Here is an 18,060-nt window from a genome sequence, read left to right as displayed (position 1 = left end):
CAGGAGGACCTGGCCATGCGCCTGATCAATCGCCACCCGGATCGCCCCAGTCGCCTGCTGTTGGTGATCCTGCCGTTCGCCCTGGTGCTGTTCGCCTACTTCATGGGCTCGGCCGAGCGGCTGACGGACAACCCCAACGACAAGTTGCTGCCGAGCGCCGTGCAGATGACCGACGCGGTGAAGCGCCTGGCCTTCACCGCCGACACCCGCACCGGTGAATACGTGTGGTGGCAAGACACCGCGTCCAGCCTGCGCCGCCTGGCCATCGGCCTTGGCATCAGCGCACTGGCCGGGCTGTGCCTGGGCATCGCCGCCGGTACGCTGCCGCTGTTTGGCGCGCCGTTGTCGCCGTTGCTGACGGTGCTGTCGATGGTGCCGCCGTTGGCGATCCTGCCGATTCTGTTCATCGTGTTCGGCTTGGGGGAATTGTCGAAAGTCATGCTGATCGTGATCGGCATCACCCCGTGCCTGGCCCGTGATCTGGAGCAACGCGCCCGAGAGATTCCGGTCGAGTTGCTGATCAAGGCCCAGACCCTCGGCGCTTCGACCTGGACGCTGATGCTGCGCGTGGTGCTGCCGCAATTGCTGCCGCGCCTGCTGATCTCGCTGCGGCTGATGCTTGGCTCGGCGTGGTTGTTCCTGATCGCCGCCGAAGCCATCGCCTCCACCGACGGCCTCGGCTACCGGATTTTCCTGGTACGCCGCTACCTGGCGATGGACGTGATTTTGCCCTACGTGGTGTGGATCACCCTGCTCGCCTGGCTGATGGATTGGGGCATCAAGCGCCTGACCCAACGGGCGTTCCCTTGGTATGAGGGGGCCCGCGCATGAGCTTCATCACGGTGAAAAATGTCTGGCAGCAATACGCCGATCAGGTGGTGCTCGAAGGGCTGAACCTGAACGTCAACGAGGGTGAGTTCTGCACCTTGGTCGGTGCGTCGGGTTGTGGCAAGTCGACCTTCCTGCGGCTCTTGCTGGGCCAGGAACGCGCCAGTCGCGGCGAGATTCTGTTGGATGGCCAGGCCCTGGCCAGCGAGCCAGATGCCAGCCGTGGCGTGGTGTTCCAGCGCTACTCGGTGTTCCCGCATTTAACGGTGCTGGACAACGTCGCCCTGGGCCTCGAACTGCCGCGCTCGCCGCTGCTCGGGCGGTTGTTCGGCAGCGCTAAAAAAGACGCACGCGAACAAGCCTCAGTGCTGCTGCACAAAGTCGGCCTCGGCCACTCGCGGGACAAGTACCCGGCGCAGCTCTCCGGCGGCATGCAACAACGACTGGCCATCGCCCAGGCGCTGATCATGAAGCCGCGCGTGTTGCTGCTCGACGAACCGTTCGGCGCCCTCGATCCAGGCATTCGCAAAGACATGCACGGCCTGCTGCTGGAGCTGTGGCGCGAGACGCAATTGACGGTGTTCATGGTCACCCACGACCTGTCCGAAGGCTTCAGCCTCGGCACTCGCCTGCTGGTGTTCGACAAGGTCCGCCTCGACCCGCACGCCCCCGGCGCCTATGGCGCCCGCATAACCTACGACATCCCTTTGAACAGCGACCGCCGCGTCAACCGCGCCGCCGTCGATGCCTTGCCGGCTGCGCTGGCGGGCACGCTTCGTATCGCTTAGAGGAATCTTGAAATGACTGATTCGACTCAACTGTTCCCGCCCTTCGCCGAAGAAATGCTCCCCGGCGGTGGCCATCGTTCCTTCGTCCTGAAACGCGGCCAACTGCTGCGCCTGACCGACCTGCGCGGAGGTGCCAACGTCAGCCTGACGCTGCTCAACGCCAATGAAAAAACCGAACGCCTGAACCTGCCCGACAGCCTCAAATGCCAACACACCGCCAAGCTCACCACCGGCCATTGCCTGTATTCGGACATGGGCCGCGTGCTCGCCGCCATTACCGCCGACACCTGCGGTTGGAGTGACAGCCTCGGCGGCGTGCTCTGCGCTGAAGAGGTCGCAGAAAAATACGGCGCGGGGCGCTATCAGGAACTGCGCAACGGCTTCTTCCGCAACGGCGCCGACAACCTGTTGGTGGAATTGGGCAAGTGGGGTTTGGGCCTGTCCGATTTGCTGATGACGCTCAACCTGTTCAGTCGCGTGAACGTCGATGAGGCCGGGCGTTTTCATTTCGTCGAAGGCCATTCCAGGGCCGGCGACTACATCGAGTTGTATGCGCCGATGGACACGCTGGTGGTGCTCACCGCGCTGCAACATCCGATGGATCCTTCACCTGAGTACGCGCCGAAGCCATTGAAGTTGAGCTGGATGAACGCCGATGCCAGCGTCGCCGAACACTGCCGCACCTCGCGCCCGGAAAACGAGCGCGGCTTCATCAACACCGACCGTCTGTTCGCCTGAGGATCGCTGCCATGTCACTCGCAATCGCTACCGCTCAACAGCTGCCCGAAACCGCGATCTACCGCGCCACCATCCCGGCCGGGGAACCGTGGCTGATGGAGGTCAAGGCTGGCCAGACCTTGCGCATCCTCGACCTGGAAGGCAATCAGGCCGTCGATACGTTGTTCTACAGCGTCGCCAACCCTAAGGAACGCTACGACGTACAACGCACGTTGCGCCGACAGAACAGCGTCTACCTGAGCACCGGCAGCGTGCTCTATTCCAACCTCGGCAAGCCGATGTTGACCATCGTTGCCGACACCTGCGGTCGGCACGACACCCTCGGCGGTGCGTGTGCGCAAGAGAGCAACACCGTGCGTTACGCCTTGGAGAAACGCTACATGCACAGCTGCCGCGACAACTACCTGCGGGCCTGCGTCCACGATGGGCGATTGGGCAAGGGCGACATCGGGCCGAACATCAACTTTTTCATGAACGTACCGGTCACGGCGGATGGCGGGCTGACGTTTGAGGACGGGATATCGGCGCCGGGCAAGTACGTCGACCTGCGGGCCGAGATGGACGTGATCGTGCTGATCTCCAACTGCCCGCAACTGAACAACCCATGCAACGCCTACAACCCGACCCCTGCGGAGCTGCTGGTATGGAACTGAAATTCGCGCGGTTGCGTCGATGGTTGTTTGCCCTGTGCCAGGCCCGTTCAGGCCAGTGCCTCAAACAGCCCAAACACCATTAATCAACTGTGGGAGCGGGCTTGCTCGCGAAGGCGGAGTGTCAGTCGACATCAATGTTGAATGTGCTGGCCCCTTCGCGAGCAAGCCCGCTCCCACAGGGGGACGGTGGTGTTTTTGAGTGAACTGATTCTGCCGTCGGGGACGACCTCGGCGCCTATCGAAAAACTGCGGGACGGCCCGCATCCCAAGTCGAGGCTGATGCGTTATCGCCTCCAGGGGTTATGCCATGTTCGAAAAAGTCCTGATTGCCAACCGTGGCGCCATTGCCTGTCGCATCCTGCGCACCCTGCGTGAGTTGCAGGTCCAGGGCGTTGCCGTTTACTCCGAAGCTGATGCCGCCAGTTTGCACATTCTGCAAGCCGATGAAGCCCACAGCCTCGGTGAAGGCGCAGCCGCCGGCACCTATCTGGCCGTCGAAAAAATCCTCGCCATCGCCAAATCCACCGGCGCCATGGCGATCCATCCCGGCTACGGTTTTCTCTCGGAAAACGCTGCGTTCGCCGAAGCGTGCGAAGCCGCCAACATCGCCTTCATTGGCCCGACACCAGAGCAGCTGCGCGTGTTCGGCCTCAAGCACACCGCGCGCGCCTTGGCCAAGCGACACGGCGTACCGATGCTCGAAGGTACCGAGTTGCTCGACAGCCTCGACGCGGCGCTGATGGCTGGCGAACAGGTCGGCTACCCGGTCATGCTCAAAAGCACCGCTGGCGGTGGCGGCATCGGCATGCGCATGTGTCGCAGTGCGGCCGAATTGAGCGAATCCTTTGAAGCGGTCAAACGCCTCGGACAGAACAACTTCAGCGACGCCGGGGTGTTCATCGAAAAGTACATCCAGCGCGCCCGACATCTGGAAGTCCAGGTGTTCGGCGACGGCCAGGGCGAAGTGATTGCCCTCGGCGTGCGCGACTGCTCGGTGCAGCGGCGCAACCAGAAAGTCCTCGAAGAAACCCCCGCACCGAACCTCCCCGAGGGCATGGACGAAGAGCTGTGCGCGGCGGCGATCAAACTGGCGAAAGCGGTGAATTACCGCAGCGCCGGCACCGTCGAATTCGTCTTCGACAGCGAGGCTCAGCGTTTCTATTTTCTCGAAGTGAACACCCGTTTGCAGGTGGAGCACGGCGTCACCGAGCAAGTCTGGGGCGTGGATCTGGTGCGCTGGATGGTCGAATTGGCGGCAGGTGACTTGCCGCCGCTGAGCACATTGAGCCAAGGTTTGAAAGCCGACGGTCATGCGATTCAGGCGCGACTTTACGCGGAAGATCCGGGGCGCGATTTTCAGCCGAGCCCAGGCTTGCTGACCGCCGTGATCTTCCCTGCCGCCGATGGCAAACACCTGCGCATCGACACTTGGGTCGAGGCAGGTTGCGAGATTCCGCCGTACTTCGATCCGATGATCGCCAAAGTCATCAGTTGGGCGCCGAGCCGCGAAGAAGCCGCTGCCGATCTGCATCAAGCGCTGGGCGACAGCCTGCTCTACGGGGTGGAAACCAACCGCGATTATTTGCGGCAGATTCTGCTCGATGTGCCCTTCACCAGCGGCCAGCCCTGGACCCGTTGCCTGGAAGTTTTGGCCTATCAGGCCAACACCTTTGAAGTGCTCAGCGCCGGCACTCAGACCAGCGTTCAGGATTATCCCGGCCGTCTCGGTTACTGGGCCGTGGGCGTGCCGCCGTCAGGGCCGATGGACAGTCGTGCGTTGCGTCTTGGCAACCTTTTGCTGGGTAACGACGAAGGCGCCGCTGCGCTGGAAATCACCATGAGCGGGCCGCTGCTGCGCTTCAATTGCGACGCGGTGGTGGCGGTGACCGGGGCCGTGATTCCACTGACCCTTAATGGTGAAGTGGTGCCGATGAACACGGCTTTGCTGGTACCGGCGGGCGCTACTTTGAGCCTTGGTACGATTGCCGGTGCGGGCGCCCGCAGTTATTTGTGCCTGCGCGGTGGCCTGCAAGTACCGGATTACCTGGGCAGCAAAAGCACCTTCACCCTCGGCCAGTTTGGTGGGCATGGCGGTCGTGCGTTGCGAGCCGGGGACGTGTTGCATGTCCTTGCTTTGAGCGATCACAGCAGCGGTCTACAACTGCCTGAAGAACAGGCCACCGAGTTGCCCACCGTGCGGCAAATTCGGGTGATTTACGGCCCTCACGGTGCGCCGGAATACTTCACCGAAAACTACATCGGCACCTTCTTCACCACCCAGTGGGAAGTGCATTTCAACTCCAGCCGAACCGGCGTGCGGTTGATCGGGCCGAAGCCTGAATGGGTGCGTGCCGATGGTGGCGAGGCGGGTCTGCATCCATCGAATATCCATGACAATCCGTACGCCATTGGCGCGGTGGATTTCACCGGTGACATGCCGGTCATCCTCGGTCCCGACGGCCCTAGCCTCGGCGGTTTTGTCTGCCCGGTGACGGTGATCGAGGCGGATCTTTGGCAGCTGGGCCAATTGAAGGCCGGGGACAAAGTGCAATTTATCCCCGTCGATCTCCAGACCGCCCGTACCCTCGCCTTGAAATGGAATTCCCCCTGTAGGAGTGAGCCTGCTCGCGATGGCGGCAGTACAGCCAACATTGATGTGACTGACACACCGCTATCGCGAGCAGGCTCACTCCTACAGGGAGTTGTGTCGCCTGTGGTGTTGGATTTGGGTCAGGGTGATACGCGGCTTGTGGCGAGACTGTCGGGGGACACTCATCTGCTGCTGGAAATCGGTGCACCCGAGCTTGACCTCGTCCTGCGCTTCCGCGCCCACGCACTGATGCAAGCCCTGGAAAGCCAAAACCTGCACGGCGTCATCGACCTCACCCCAGGCATCCGCTCGCTGCAAGTGCACTACCAACCCGAACAACTGCCGCTGGCCGATCTGCTCGGCATCGTCGCCGGCGAATGGGACGCCGTGTGCGCCGCCAAGGACCTGCAAGTGCCCTCGCGCATCGTCCATCTGCCACTGTCCTGGGACGACCCGGCCTGTCAGTTGGCGATCGAAAAATACATGACCACCGTGCGCAAGGACGCCCCGTGGTGCCCGAGCAATCTGGAGTTCATCCGCCGCATCAACGACCTGCCAAACCTCGACGAAGTGCAGCGCACGGTGTTCGACGCCAGCTACCTGGTGATGGGCCTGGGCGACGTCTACCTCGGTGCGCCGGTCGCGACGCCGCTCGATCCACGTCATCGTTTGGTGACCACCAAATACAACCCGGCCCGCACCTGGACCGCGGAAAACTCGGTGGGCATCGGTGGCGCCTACCTGTGCGTGTACGGCATGGAAGGCCCTGGCGGATATCAGTTCGTGGGCCGCACGTTGCAGATGTGGAATCGCTATCGCGAGGTCGCCGCATTCGATGGCAAACCGTGGCTGCTGCGCTTCTTCGATCAGATCCGTTTCTACCCGGTCAGTGCCGATGAACTGCTGCGCATTCGACGGGATTTCCCCCTCGGGCGCTTCGATCTGAACATCGAGCACAGCCAGCTGAATCTGGCGGATTACCAAGCCTTCCTGACGAAGGAAGCCGAAAGCATCGCCGCGTTTCGCGATCAGCAAAAAGGCGCGTTCAACGCCGAACGCGAGCGCTGGATCGCCAGTGGCCAGGCGCATTTCGACAGTGAAGAACGGGGCCCGGAAGTCACCGACGACGCACCACTGGCCAGCGGTCAACAGAGCGTCGACAGCCACATCGCCGGCAACCTTTGGCAGGTTCAGGTTGAAACCGGTAGCCGGGTTGCCGCGGGTGATGTGCTGGTGATTCTGGAGTCGATGAAGATGGAAATCCCATTGCTCGCGCCCGTGGCCGGAGTGGTACGCGAGATTCGTGTGCAACCGGGTTCGGCGGTGCGTGCCGGACAGCGTGTCGTGGTGCTGGAACTCGACTGAACCCATTATGAAAAGGACTAACGCGATGAACATCAATCTGCAACTCGACGCCCTGCGCAGCGCTTATCGCATCGGCAACATCACGCCCCGTGAACTGCTACTGAGCCTGCGCGATAAGGCCGCGGCGTTGAACCCGGACTATCACCTGTTCATCCACTTGCTCAGTGTTGAAGAACTGGAACCGTACCTCGCCGCACTCGACGTTCGCGACCTCGACAGCTTGCCGCTGTTTGGCGTGCCGTTCGCGATCAAGGACAACATTGATCTGGCGGGCATTCCGACGACCGCGGCGTGCCCTGCATTTGCTTATGTGCCGCAGCGTTCGGCGACCATCGTCGAGCAGTTGCTGGCACTGGGGGCGATTCCGTTGGGCAAGACCAATCTTGATCAATTCGCCACCGGGCTTAACGGCAGTCGCTCGCCGTATGGCGCGTGCCCGAACAGCGTGTTGTCGGAGTATCCGTCGGGCGGTTCCAGCGCCGGCTCTTCACTGGCGGTGGCACTCGGCGTGGCGAGTTTTTCCCTGGGCACGGATACCGCAGGCTCCGGGCGTGTGCCGGCGGCGCTGAACAATCTGGTCGGGTTGAAAGCCACCAAAGGGTTGATCTCCACGGCCGGTGTGGTTCCGGCCTGCCGCACCCTCGATTGTGTGACCACGTTCACCGCGACGGCTCGGGAAGCCAGCCAGTTGCTCGCGCTCACTGCGCACCTTGATCCCCGCGATGAATACAGCCGCAGTAATCCGTTGTGGAATGACGGCTCGGCGTTTGGTGCGCCTCGGCCCTTCCGCTTTGGTGTGCCGCGTGCTCAGGATCTGGAATTCTTCGGCTGCCCTGAAGGCCCGTTGTTATTCGGTGACGCCATCGACCAGCTCAATGCCTTGGGCGGTGAAGCCGTGGAACTGGATTTGTCGCCGTTCCTTGAAGCGGCGCGTTTACTCTATGAAGGCCCGTGGGTGGCTGAGCGCTACAGCGTCGCCGGCGAACTGATGGAGCAAAATCCTGAAGCTGTACTGCCGGTGATTCGCGCGGTGCTGGCCAAGGCGCCAGCGGTGAACGGCGTGCAAACCTTCCGCGCCCAGTACCGGCTGCAAGCGCTGAAAGCCCTGTGCGACCAGGCGCTGGAAGGCCTCGACTGCGTGCTCACCCCCACCATTGGCCGCCCCGTCACACTGGCGGAACTGGACGCCGAGCCAGTGCTGCGCAATTCGGAACTGGGCTACTACACCAACTTCATGAACCTGCTCGATTACGCCGCCGTCGCCGTGCCCAGCGGTTTCATGGGCAATGGTTTGCCGTGGGGCGTGACGTTGTTCGGGCGGGCGTTTACTGATCAGTATTTGTTGGGTGTAGCGGATGCGTTGCAGCGCCAGCTAGGTTTGGCGACACCGGTTCCGTCGTCTGTCGCACGTCACGACCGGGCGCGATTGGTGGTGTGTGGTGCGCATCTGGATGGGCTGGCGCTGAATTGGCAATTGAAGCAGCGCGGAGCTCGACTGGTCGAGACGACGTTCAGCTCGCCGGACTATCAACTGTATGCCCTGGCCGGCGGCCCGCCGTTTCGGCCCGGGATGGTTCGCGTGAAGGACGGGGGGGTGGCGATTGCGGTGGAGGTTTGGGAATTGCCGAGCCGTGAGCTGGGCTCGTTTTTGACCGGGATCCCGGCACCGTTGGGGTTGGGCAAGGTGCAATTGGCCGATGGGCGCTGGGAGAGTGGATTTATTTGTGAGGCGTATGGGTTGGAGGGAGCGGTGGATATCAGTCACTTGGGTGGGTGGCGGCGTTACCTTGCTCAATGATCGTTCGCCCTGCACATCGAGCAGTTATTTCCCGCCAGTGCCTTTAGAATGCCTGCCCGCTGATCGTGAGCATCGGCCTGCTCCCTGCAGACCGATGACACCTTGCACAGGCTGCTCTCGAGGGCTGATCATGCGATGTACCGGGCCAAACAAGCCGGCCGTAACCGCACCTGTGTGGAAATGCCTCACTCCAGTTATGAATAACCCTACATGAATAAGCCAGATTTCTGCCCGGCCTGCGGCGCCTCCAACGACTGCGCCCTGGCCGACCCGCGAACCGCCGATCGGGCCTGCTGGTGCTATGGCGTCAGCATCGATCCGGCGGTGCTCGAAGCACTGCCGCCCGAACTGCGCGACAAATCCTGTTTGTGCCCACGCTGTGCGCAAGTCGAGGCGCAGCTGTAAGCAACCGCACAATCGATCACGTAAGATACGCGCCCCTTTCCTACCGATCCCTCGTCATGCGCATTGACCGTTTCCTCAGCAACCTGCCGCGCTTCAACCGTAAGCAGGTGCGTCTGTTGCTGGTGGAAAAGCGCGTCAGCATCGACGGAAAAATCGTCAGCGACCCGCACACCGAGGTACTCGAGTTCAGCCGCGTCGAGGTCAACGACGAGGTCCTGCAAGTCGGCAAGCCTGCACGCTATTTCATGCTGCACAAACCGCCTGGTTGCGTCAGTGCCACCCGCGATCCGCAACACCCGACCGTGCTCGACCTGATCCATGAGCCGGACAAGGAGGACCTGCATATCGCCGGCCGCCTGGATTTCAACACCACCGGCCTGATGCTGATCACCAACGACGGCAGCTGGTCGCGACGCCTGACCCAACCGCAGACCAAACTGCCCAAGGTCTACTACGTCGAGACCGAGCAAGAGATTGGCCCGCAATACGCATTGAAATTCACCGAAGGCCTGTACTTCGCCTTCGAAGACCTTACAACCCAGCCTGCCGAACTGGTCTTGCTCGGGCCAAAATCGGCGCGCCTGAGCATCATCGAAGGCCGTTATCATCAGGTGAAGCGGATGTTCGGCCATTTCGACAACAAGGTGCTGCGCCTGCACCGCGAAAGAATGGGCCCGCTGGTGCTCGACAGTGCCCTGAAACCGGGCGAGTACCGCGCATTACGCACCGAAGAGATTCAATTGATCTAAGCAGACGACCGCTCAGCAGAAGTTGTCGAACAATTTTCCAAAGATACTTGCGCGATGACGTGACCCCTGCTTGAATCAGGACGTCGGCCGAAATGTGACCGACGAGTCACAACATACTTCTAAGAAACTTTTTGCCGGTAGAGAACCCTCAGGTTCCGCTTTCCCCCGGCAGACTGCCCGCCAATAACAATACCCGTCGACCGGACTGCACTGGATCGACATGGGCTCAAAAATTCCAGGCGTATGCCTACCTGTCACAAAGCTCGTGCAATCTCATTTGCGCGCATACCCGCTTGCTTGGAGTCTTATGACATGAGGCCAGAAATCGCTGTGCTGGATATACAGGGTCAGTATCGGGTTTACACGGAGTTCTATCGCGCAGACGCCGCAGAGAAGACCATTATTTTGGTCAACGGCTCGATGGCCACGACTGCGTCGTTTGCACAGACCGTGAAAAACCTTCATCCGCAGTTCAATGTGGTTTGCTACGACCAGCCCTACGCGGGCAAGTCGAAAGCCCACAACCTGCACGAGAAATTGCTGACCAAGGAAATCGAAGGGCAGATCCTCCTGGAGCTGATCGACCACTTCGCCGCCGAACACGTGCTGTCGTTTTCCTGGGGTGGCGCCGCGACCCTGGTCGCCCTGGCCCACCAGCCACGACGCATCGAAAAAGCCGTGATCAGCTCGTTCTCTCCGGAGATCAACGCGCACATGCTCGACTACCTCGAGCGCGGCATCGATTACCTCGGTAGCCGGGACGGTGACCGGGTCGGCAACCTGGTGAACAGCACCATCGGCAAACACCTGCCGACCCTGTTCAAGCGCTTCAATTATCGGCACGTCAGTTCCCTGGCCGAGCATGAATACGGGCAGATGCACTTCCACATCAGCGATCTGCTGCACAGTGATCGCCAGTGCTTCTTCAAAGCCGCAGAGAAAGTTAACGTACCGGTGCTGTTCATGAACGGCGAATGGGACGAGTACACCGCTGCCGACGGCGCTCAACTGTTCGCCAACCATGTGCAACACGCTACGTTCACCACCCTGCAGGCCACCGGCCACTTTCTCGACATGGAACACAAAGCTGCTTGCCGAGATAGCCGCAACGCATTGCTGAGCTTCCTGAAACCTTCGCAACACGAAAGTCGACCGCGTTATCACTACGTCCAGGACCAACATGCATTGGCCATCTGAAACAGCGTCATCGCGAGCAAGCTTAGCCCTACGGTGTTGAATGCATTCCTGTAGGAGCAAGGCTTGCCCGCGATAGACCGTCATACGGTCTCCGCTTTGTTTCAATTGTGCTAAAGCCGTCCCCCACAAAGAAAAACTTCATTTCCACGCCCACATCTGGTACAAAGTCACCGCTCTGAGCGGGTGTCGTATAATGGCATTACTCCAGCTTCCCAAGCTGATAACGAGGGTTCGATTCCCTTCACCCGCTCCAATCGAATTTTGGTCTCACGTCAGGATGATTTTGACGGGAGATGCAGGAACACAAAAACCGGTCCGTTGTGACCGGTTTTTTTATGCCCAGGATTGAGGTGTCGGAGAACCTGCCGGGGGCATCAGACCGCATGCTTCCCGCCCCCATGCCTGAATGATATGCAGTGCTATACTTTTTTATGCTTTGAATGAAGCGTAAAGCGTTGCCCACGGGTACTGATACCGACTGCAAATCTCGACTGGCAGCTACAAGACAAAGGAGGTCTACAGCAAGCACGAGATGGGAGGTGTGGCATGAATCGACACTATTACATCAGCAACAATCTCGATGATCTTGAAGCCGTTGAAAATGAGCTGGAAGCCAGCGGCATCAATTCCGAACAAATTCATGTGCTCAGTCAACACGTTGCCGATGTTGAACAACATCACCTTCACGAAATCAACTCGTTAATGGAACAGGATGTTGTCCACTCTGGCGAAATTGGTGCAGTGATCGGTGTGCCACTCGCGGCGCTGGTTCTTGGCGGCGCCTATTGGCTGGGCTGGACCGAATCCGCCGCAGGCTGGATGCCGTTTATCTTTCTTGCCATTGTTGTATGTGGCTTCTGCATCTGGGAAGGCGGTTTTTTTGGTATTCAGGTGCCAAACGCTCACTTCCGCAGTTTTAAACAGGTGGTAGAAGAGGGAAAACATATTTTCTTCGTAGATGTCGAGCCGGCTCAGGAATCGGTGTTGGACGGGGTTATCGAACATCACCCAGCGCTGGAGATTGCCGGCACGGGAACGGCCGCCCCCCATTGGACTGTAGCCTGGCAGCACAAATGGCATCAGTTCAAGCGAGTGATATCGGGTTAGCCCCTGGAGACTGATGGCCATCCGGAAGCTGCTTATTGGCCGAAGGAAATAACCCGGCTGAGGAATACATAGTCCGCCTCGGTGGCCATCAGTCCGACGAGCACCAGCAAACACAACGGTGGCACCAGTATGGCGTAGACCATGGCCAACCGTTCCCAGGCCATATGCATGAAGATGGAGACAATTAAACCTGCCTTCAACAACATGAAAGTGATAATCAGGGACCACCGAAGGTAACCATGAAAGTGGAAATAGTCGACAAGGTACGACATCGTGCTGAGGACGAATAACAGCCCCCAGATTTTAAGGTACAAGCTGATTGGATGTTGCTGACCCTGAGCATGTGCCATCACCCGTGCTCCTCTACCATAAATAGAAGAAAGCAAAAATAAACACCCACACCAAATCCACGAAGTGCCAGTAAAGCCCGGCTATCTCGACGTTCTGATAGTTTCCGGAGCGCTCATAATCTCCCCGCAGTACTTTCAACGCCACAATGCTGAGATAGATGGCGCCGATTGACACATGCAGTCCGTGAAAACCGGTAATCATGAAAAAACTGGCGCCAAACTGCGCCGCCCCCATAGGGTTCCCCCAGGGACGCACGCCTTCCGCGATGAGCTTGCTCCATTCGAATGCCTGCATGCCGACGAAGGTCACACCCAAGGCAGCGGTCGCCAGCATCAGGGCCGTGGTTTTCGCCCGATCACGGCGATAGGCGAAATTGACTGCCATGGCCATGGTGCCGCTGCTGCTGATCAGCACAAAGGTCATGATGGCGATCAGAATTAGCGGGATTTCTCTGCCGCCGATCGTCAATGCGAACACTTCACTGGGGTTCGGCCAGGCGCTGGTGATGGTCATGCGTACCGACATGTAGCCGGTTAAAAAACAGGTGAATATGAACGTATCGCTGAGCAGGAATATCCACATCATCGCCTTGCCCCAAGGCACCTGCCTGAAGGCCTCCTTATCCGAGGACCAGTCGCTGGCGATGCCCTGCCATCCTGCAGCAGGCGGCAAGCTAGGTGGATTGGATGAACTGGACTCGCCTGGGGCAAGTGGGTGCAATGCCATGGCTTTTCACCTCAGGCCGCAGAATCTGGCGATCGCTTCATAGGTTTGCGGCGTGCTGGCCAGCAAAGCGAATAGCACGAACCAAAGACCCAGTAAGTAATGCCAATAGATGGCACACAGCTCTACGCTGGCGCTGAGTTGCGGCAACGGCACGCGCTGCAGGTATTTAGCAACGATGATGCCCCAGGCTATCAACCCGCCCAGCAGGTGGAGCGCATGCAGGCCAGTCAACAGGTAGAAGAAGCTGTTGGCCGGATTGCTGGCGAGAAAGTAACCCCAGGCGACAAACTGCTGCCAGACCAAGAGCTGCCCCGCCAGAAAAGCAATGGCGAATACGCCCGCCAATGCAAAACCAATCACAGCGGCACCCAGTCGCGCCCGTCGGGCGGCAATACGCGACCACTGCAGTGCGACGCAACTGACTACCAGAAAAGCCGAATTCAGCCATAACTGCCTTAGATTGGCTAACGGCGCCATGGGCTCTGTCAGGGGGAGCCAGTCGGTCATTTGTGAACGGGCGATAAAGGCGAGCAAGAAGAGAAAGAATAACGAACTCACCACGGCCAGAAATAAGCGCAGGCCTGTTCTTGCGATTTGGTTTCGATCGGCACCTTCGCCGGCCTGAATACCCTGCGGATCACGATTCCAGCTGCCGCCGGGGTCTGCGCCGTCGGCGTTTCTCAATAGCAACCTGCTCATGTTCTAACGTCCGCTATCTTGGTTCCGGCACTCAGTTGCCGCATCTGCTCCAACTCCTCGGCAGAGACTGTCTGCGGAACGAAATCCTGTTCTATCCCCGGCACACTGTAGTCATAGGCCCAGCGATGAACGACCGGCAGCTTCTCTCCCCAGTTACCGTGTATCGGCGGGGTGTTCGGCGTTTGCCATTCCAGACTGGCCGCGCCCCAGGGATTACTGCCTGCGGGCCTGCCCTTGAATGCACTCCAGGCCAGGTTGAACAGGAACAACAACTGGGAAACGCCAACGGCCAATGCGATCACCGTAATGAAGGCATTCAACTCATGCGCCGACTGCGGGATGAACGCGTAGTTGTCATAGGCGTAGTAGCGGCGTGGCATCCCCTGAAAACCCAGGTAGTGCATGGGGAAGAAAATGGCGTAGGTGCCCAGAAAGGTAATCCAGAAATGCAACTTGCCCAGGGTGTCGTTCCACATGCGCCCGGTGACTTTCGGGAACCAGTGATAAATACCGCCGAACACCACCAGTACCGGTGCGACCCCCATGACCATATGAAAATGGGCGACGACGAAATAGGTGTCCGAGAGCGGTATATCCACGATCACATTGCCGAGAAACAACCCGGTCAGACCGCCGACCAGAAAGGTGACGATAAAGGCCAGGGCAAACAGCATCGGCACGGTCAGATGGATGTCGCCGCGCCACAGGGTCAGCACCCAGTTGTAGACTTTCAGTGCGGTCGGCACCGCGATGATCAGGGTGGTGGTCGCGAAGAAAAAGCCAAAGTACGGGTTCATTCCGCTGACATACATATGGTGTGCCCAGACCACAAAGCTGAGTACGCCAATCGCAATAATGGCCCACACCATCATTCGGTAGCCGAAGATATTTTTACGCGCATGGGTGCTGATCAAGTCGGAGACCAGACCAAACGCAGGGAGCGCAACGATGTAGACCTCCGGGTGGCCGAAGAACCAGAACAGGTGCTGGAATAATATGGGGCTGCCACCCTGGTGATCGAGCTGCTGCCCCAGCGAGATCATTGCCGGCATAAAGAAGCTGGTGCCCAACAGCTTGTCAAACAGCATCATGACCGCACTGACGAACAACGCCGGGAAGGCCAGCAAAGCCATGATCGAGGCCATGAAGATGCCCCATACGGAGAGCGGCATGCGAAACAAAGTCATGCCGTGCGTGCGCGCCTGCAACACCGTGGTGACGTAGTTCAACCCGCCCATGGTGGCTGCGACAATAAAAATCGCCAGTGAGACGAGCATCAGGACAATGCCCCACTCGACGCCCGGTGTTCCCTGAGCGATGGACTGTGGCGGATAGAGCGTCCAGCCGGCACCCGTGGGGCCGCCGGGGACGAAAAAACTGCTGAGCAACACCACTACCGCCAGCAGGTAGAACCAGTAACTCAGCATGTTGACATAGGGGAAGACCATGTCGCGGGCGCCCACCATCAGCGGGATCAGATAGTTACCGAAGCCACCCAGAAACAAGGCCGTCAGCAAGTAAATGACCATGATCATGCCGTGCATGGTCATCGCCTGATAGTAAGCACTGGCGTCCATGAACGCCAAAGTGCCGGGGAAGCCAATCTGTATGCGCATCAAGTCGGACAACACCACGGCGATAACGCCCACGAATATAGCCGTCAAGGAATATTGAATGGCGATGACCTTGTGATCCTGACTCCAGATATATTTGGTCAGGAAGCTTTTGGGCTCGTGTAGTGCTTCTGTTTCGGCTTGCTCCGCATAGGCCATCACGTCATCCTCCTGTCGAAGTTTCGGTGCATTCCTGGCTGCTTTACGGTTACTTCCCTGGCTCCGCCTTGCTCGTATCAGCGTCGGCTTTCGCTTTGGATTTGATAAAAGCGATCAGTGCGTTCAACTCCTGATCACTCGGGGTAAAGGCCGGCATGATGGCTGCGTAGCCCTTGACGATTTTGGCACCGGGATTAAGCACCGAATCTTTTATATAGCCCTCATCGGCCTTTATCGTCGAACCGTCGGCAAGGGTTACGGGCTCGTTATACAGGCCCTGCCAGCTGGGGCCGACGCCCTTGCTGCCATCGACACTGTGGCAGGCCAGACAGCCGAGCGACTGGGCCAGCCGCTGGCCCTGCGTCGCCAAGTCGTCACCTCCGTCCAGTTTTTCGCCGGTAGAAGGTTCTTGCTGCGCGACACCCAGTGATTTGATCAGGGCGACGACAGCACCCAGTTCATCTTCAGTGAGAGTATAGGCCACCATGACCGGCGGATAACCCTGTACCAATCGAGCCTTCGGATCGAGGATCGACTCTTTCACATAGGCCTCATCGACGAGCACGCTGGTGCCATCGGCAAGCTGTTCAGTGCGGCCGTACAGCCCCTTCCATCCCGGGCCGAGACTGGCAGTTCCATCCTGGCTATGGCAGGCAACGCAGCCGTATTTTTCGACCAACTGGCGACCTTTTTCCAGCACGCTGTCCCGACTGGGTTTGGCAGCTGTCGTTAATGTCTGCGCAAAAGTCGGTTGACTGTTAAGCCATTGTTCGAAGGCGGTCCGGTCTTCTACGATCATATAGCCGCGCATGTTGTAATGACCGACACCACAATACTCGGCACACAGTATTTCATACTTCCCGATTACCGTCGGTGTAAACCAAAAGTACGACACCATCCCAGGCACCATGTCCATCTTGCTGCGAATCTGCGGTATATAGAAATCATGCAGTACATCTTTGGAACGCAATAAGACTTTCACCGGCTGATCGAGCGGAAGGTGAACTTCATTGCTTCTTATTAGTACATCGTCCTGCCCGGCAGAATCCTTGGGATCAAGGCCGAGAGGATTGACCGAGTCAACAAACTTGATGTCTGACTTTCCCAGCTTCCCATCCTGACCCGGAAAACGAAAAGCCCATTGCCACTGCTGGGCGACCACTTCGAGCTCATAAGCATTTTTTGGCACCCGGATGAAATCATCATAAACAACCAGGCCTGGCGCCAACATCGCGGCAATACCTATCGAGGTCACGATAATCAACCATGTTTCCAACTTTTTATTTTCTGGCTGGTAGGCAGCCCTGCCGCCTTTCTTGTGACGGAAACGTATCAAGGCCACCGCCATGAAAAGAGTGACGGCGATGAAAAATATTCCGCTGATGATCAGGGTGATGAACAGGGTGGTGTCTATTGACCCCCAGTTGGAGGCTGGCGGTGCCGCATGCCAAGGCGCTAATAAATGGAACAGCACGGACGCAATAACGATTAGTACAAGAATAATTGCCATTGCCATTTTGCCTTCATCCTATTCCTGTTACTCATCGGTATGCCTAAACATCGCCACAGAACAACACCGTCAAATCAATACTAATCTGACGCCAAAACAGGCTAGACAAATACCACTATCTTTGTGGCAAAGTCCGCAGGAAGTATAGTTCATGGCCAGAACCAGCGCTTATCGTGAAAACCATTGGCGCTCTGGATATTCCAACTTCTGCGTCAACTTGATCACTTGAAACCGATTCGCTATATATAACTGTAACTATTAAGTAACACCTCTCGCCTGGTCGCCACGTCGAGTAAGCGAAGCCCGGTTGCCAGCTATAATTAGGTCTGATTACGGAAGGCAAAGATCGGCTAAAAGCGCCCGCAAAAGTCCTTGCCTATAGCGGTCAGACAAGTGACGGCCAGAGCTATAGAGTCCAGCCGTCCACAACGGAGATTTCGCCATGAGTGCCTTGACGATCGAAGGCTGGTGCAAAGTCAACGGACAACAAAAGTCGACCCCGATGGGTGAAATCCATTTTTACGTCGATGGCTCCCTCCATAAGGGTCTGGAGGACGCTGAAGAACGCCTGCAGAAGACCCATGAGCGTGAAGCCATGGTCGATGTCGACATGGACACGCTGGAGTTGAAATTGCCAGAGGGATACGGCCCTTTGTCCGACTGCCAAATGCGCGTCTATATACACAACGAGCGCGGTCAGTTCCATTTGGTCGGGCATCGAGCGAGTGATGGAAGCTTGATCTATAGCAACGCGGTTTTGATTGATCAGCTGATTGACGCCTAG

General features: G+C 58.5%; 16 protein-coding genes, 1 tRNA gene and 1 pseudogene. 13 read left to right on the top strand and 5 right to left on the bottom strand.

Features of this window, described 5'->3' with window-relative positions; translation table 11 throughout:
* Positions 1-15 precede the first annotated feature (15 nt).
* From KGB03_RS05980 to KGB03_RS05925, 12 genes and pseudogenes are all read left to right on the top strand, one after another.
* A complete protein-coding gene (locus KGB03_RS05980) occupies positions 16-831 on the top strand; it encodes an ABC transporter permease (protein ID WP_223526567.1) in 816 nt (271 codons plus the stop codon).
* Entirely contained in the window at positions 828-1,616 is a 789-nt protein-coding gene (locus KGB03_RS05975) for an ABC transporter ATP-binding protein (protein WP_223526566.1), read from the top strand. Before KGB03_RS05980 ends, KGB03_RS05975 begins: the two co-directional genes overlap by 4 nt.
* A 12-nt stretch (positions 1,617-1,628) precedes the next feature.
* The gene (locus tag KGB03_RS05970; protein WP_192406603.1) at positions 1,629-2,354 is read left to right on the top strand and encodes an urea amidolyase associated protein UAAP1; all 726 of its coding nucleotides are present in this window, start codon (positions 1,629-1,631) and stop codon (positions 2,352-2,354) included.
* Between the two features lie 11 nt (positions 2,355-2,365).
* Entirely contained in the window at positions 2,366-3,007 is a 642-nt protein-coding gene (locus tag KGB03_RS05965) for an urea amidolyase associated protein UAAP2 (protein WP_076030050.1), read from the top strand.
* A 307-nt stretch (positions 3,008-3,314) separates the two neighbouring features.
* Entirely contained in the window at positions 3,315-6,962 is a 3,648-nt protein-coding gene (gene uca / locus KGB03_RS05960) for an urea carboxylase (RefSeq protein ID WP_223526565.1), read from the top strand.
* A gap of 25 nt (positions 6,963-6,987) precedes the next feature.
* Positions 6,988-8,760: an allophanate hydrolase gene (gene atzF / locus KGB03_RS05955; protein WP_223526564.1), complete on the top strand. Its 1,773-nt coding sequence runs from the start codon at positions 6,988-6,990 to the stop codon at positions 8,758-8,760.
* A 59-nt stretch (positions 8,761-8,819) separates the two neighbouring features.
* Positions 8,820-8,964: pseudogene (locus tag KGB03_RS05950) on the top strand (diguanylate cyclase domain-containing protein); the annotation flags it as partial.
* 6 nt (positions 8,965-8,970) lie between these two features.
* Positions 8,971-9,165, top strand: a complete 195-nt coding sequence (locus KGB03_RS05945; protein ID WP_218536385.1) for a cysteine-rich CWC family protein — start codon at positions 8,971-8,973, stop codon at positions 9,163-9,165.
* Positions 9,166-9,221: 56 nt separating this feature from the next.
* Positions 9,222-9,914 carry a pseudouridine synthase gene (locus KGB03_RS05940; RefSeq protein ID WP_223526563.1) on the top strand — a complete coding sequence of 231 codons (693 nt, stop codon included), beginning with the start codon at positions 9,222-9,224 and terminating at the stop codon, positions 9,912-9,914.
* Positions 9,915-10,226: 312 nt separating this feature from the next.
* Positions 10,227-11,111 (top strand): alpha/beta fold hydrolase, encoded by an 885-nt coding sequence (locus KGB03_RS05935; RefSeq protein WP_111450861.1) that lies wholly within the window; start codon positions 10,227-10,229, stop codon positions 11,109-11,111.
* A 179-nt stretch (positions 11,112-11,290) separates the two neighbouring features.
* Positions 11,291-11,364 (top strand) — tRNA-Gly (locus tag KGB03_RS05930).
* Between the two features lie 293 nt (positions 11,365-11,657).
* A complete protein-coding gene (locus tag KGB03_RS05925) occupies positions 11,658-12,218 on the top strand; it encodes a magnesium transporter (RefSeq protein ID WP_111450863.1) in 561 nt (186 codons plus the stop codon).
* Positions 12,219-12,250: 32 nt separating this feature from the next.
* On the opposite strand, the gene KGB03_RS05920 is transcribed toward KGB03_RS05925, so the two are convergent.
* The 5 genes from KGB03_RS05920 to KGB03_RS05900 are packed head-to-tail and all read right to left on the bottom strand — an operon-like array spanning position 12,251 to position 17,282.
* Positions 12,251-12,568: a cytochrome C oxidase subunit IV family protein gene (locus KGB03_RS05920; RefSeq protein WP_192406592.1), complete on the bottom strand. Its 318-nt coding sequence runs from the start codon at positions 12,566-12,568 to the stop codon at positions 12,251-12,253.
* Between the two features lie 13 nt (positions 12,569-12,581).
* A complete protein-coding gene (locus KGB03_RS05915; RefSeq protein ID WP_111450864.1) occupies positions 12,582-13,295 on the bottom strand; it encodes a heme-copper oxidase subunit III family protein in 714 nt (237 codons plus the stop codon).
* Between the two features lie 6 nt (positions 13,296-13,301).
* On the bottom strand, positions 13,302-13,994 hold the full coding sequence (locus KGB03_RS05910) for a cytochrome c oxidase subunit 3 (RefSeq protein ID WP_223526562.1): 693 nt from the start codon (positions 13,992-13,994) through the stop codon (positions 13,302-13,304).
* Complete coding sequence (gene ctaD, locus KGB03_RS05905) at positions 13,991-15,766, bottom strand: cytochrome c oxidase subunit I (protein WP_223526587.1); 1,776 nt, start codon at positions 15,764-15,766, stop codon at positions 13,991-13,993. The genes KGB03_RS05910 and ctaD overlap by 4 nt, the downstream gene beginning before the upstream one ends.
* Before the next feature lie 49 nt (positions 15,767-15,815).
* Positions 15,816-17,282: a cytochrome c oxidase subunit II gene (locus KGB03_RS05900; protein WP_192406586.1), complete on the bottom strand. Its 1,467-nt coding sequence runs from the start codon at positions 17,280-17,282 to the stop codon at positions 15,816-15,818.
* Between the two features lie 436 nt (positions 17,283-17,718).
* On the opposite strand from KGB03_RS05900, the gene KGB03_RS05895 reads away from it, so the two are divergent.
* Complete coding sequence (locus KGB03_RS05895) at positions 17,719-18,060, top strand: hypothetical protein (RefSeq protein ID WP_223526561.1); 342 nt, start codon at positions 17,719-17,721, stop codon at positions 18,058-18,060.

Source organism: Pseudomonas sp. BF-B-26 (genome assembly GCF_019956495.1).
In the GTDB taxonomy this organism is placed as follows: domain Bacteria; phylum Pseudomonadota; class Gammaproteobacteria; order Pseudomonadales; family Pseudomonadaceae; genus Aquipseudomonas.
This window is presented reverse-complemented; position numbering and strand designations above follow the sequence as displayed.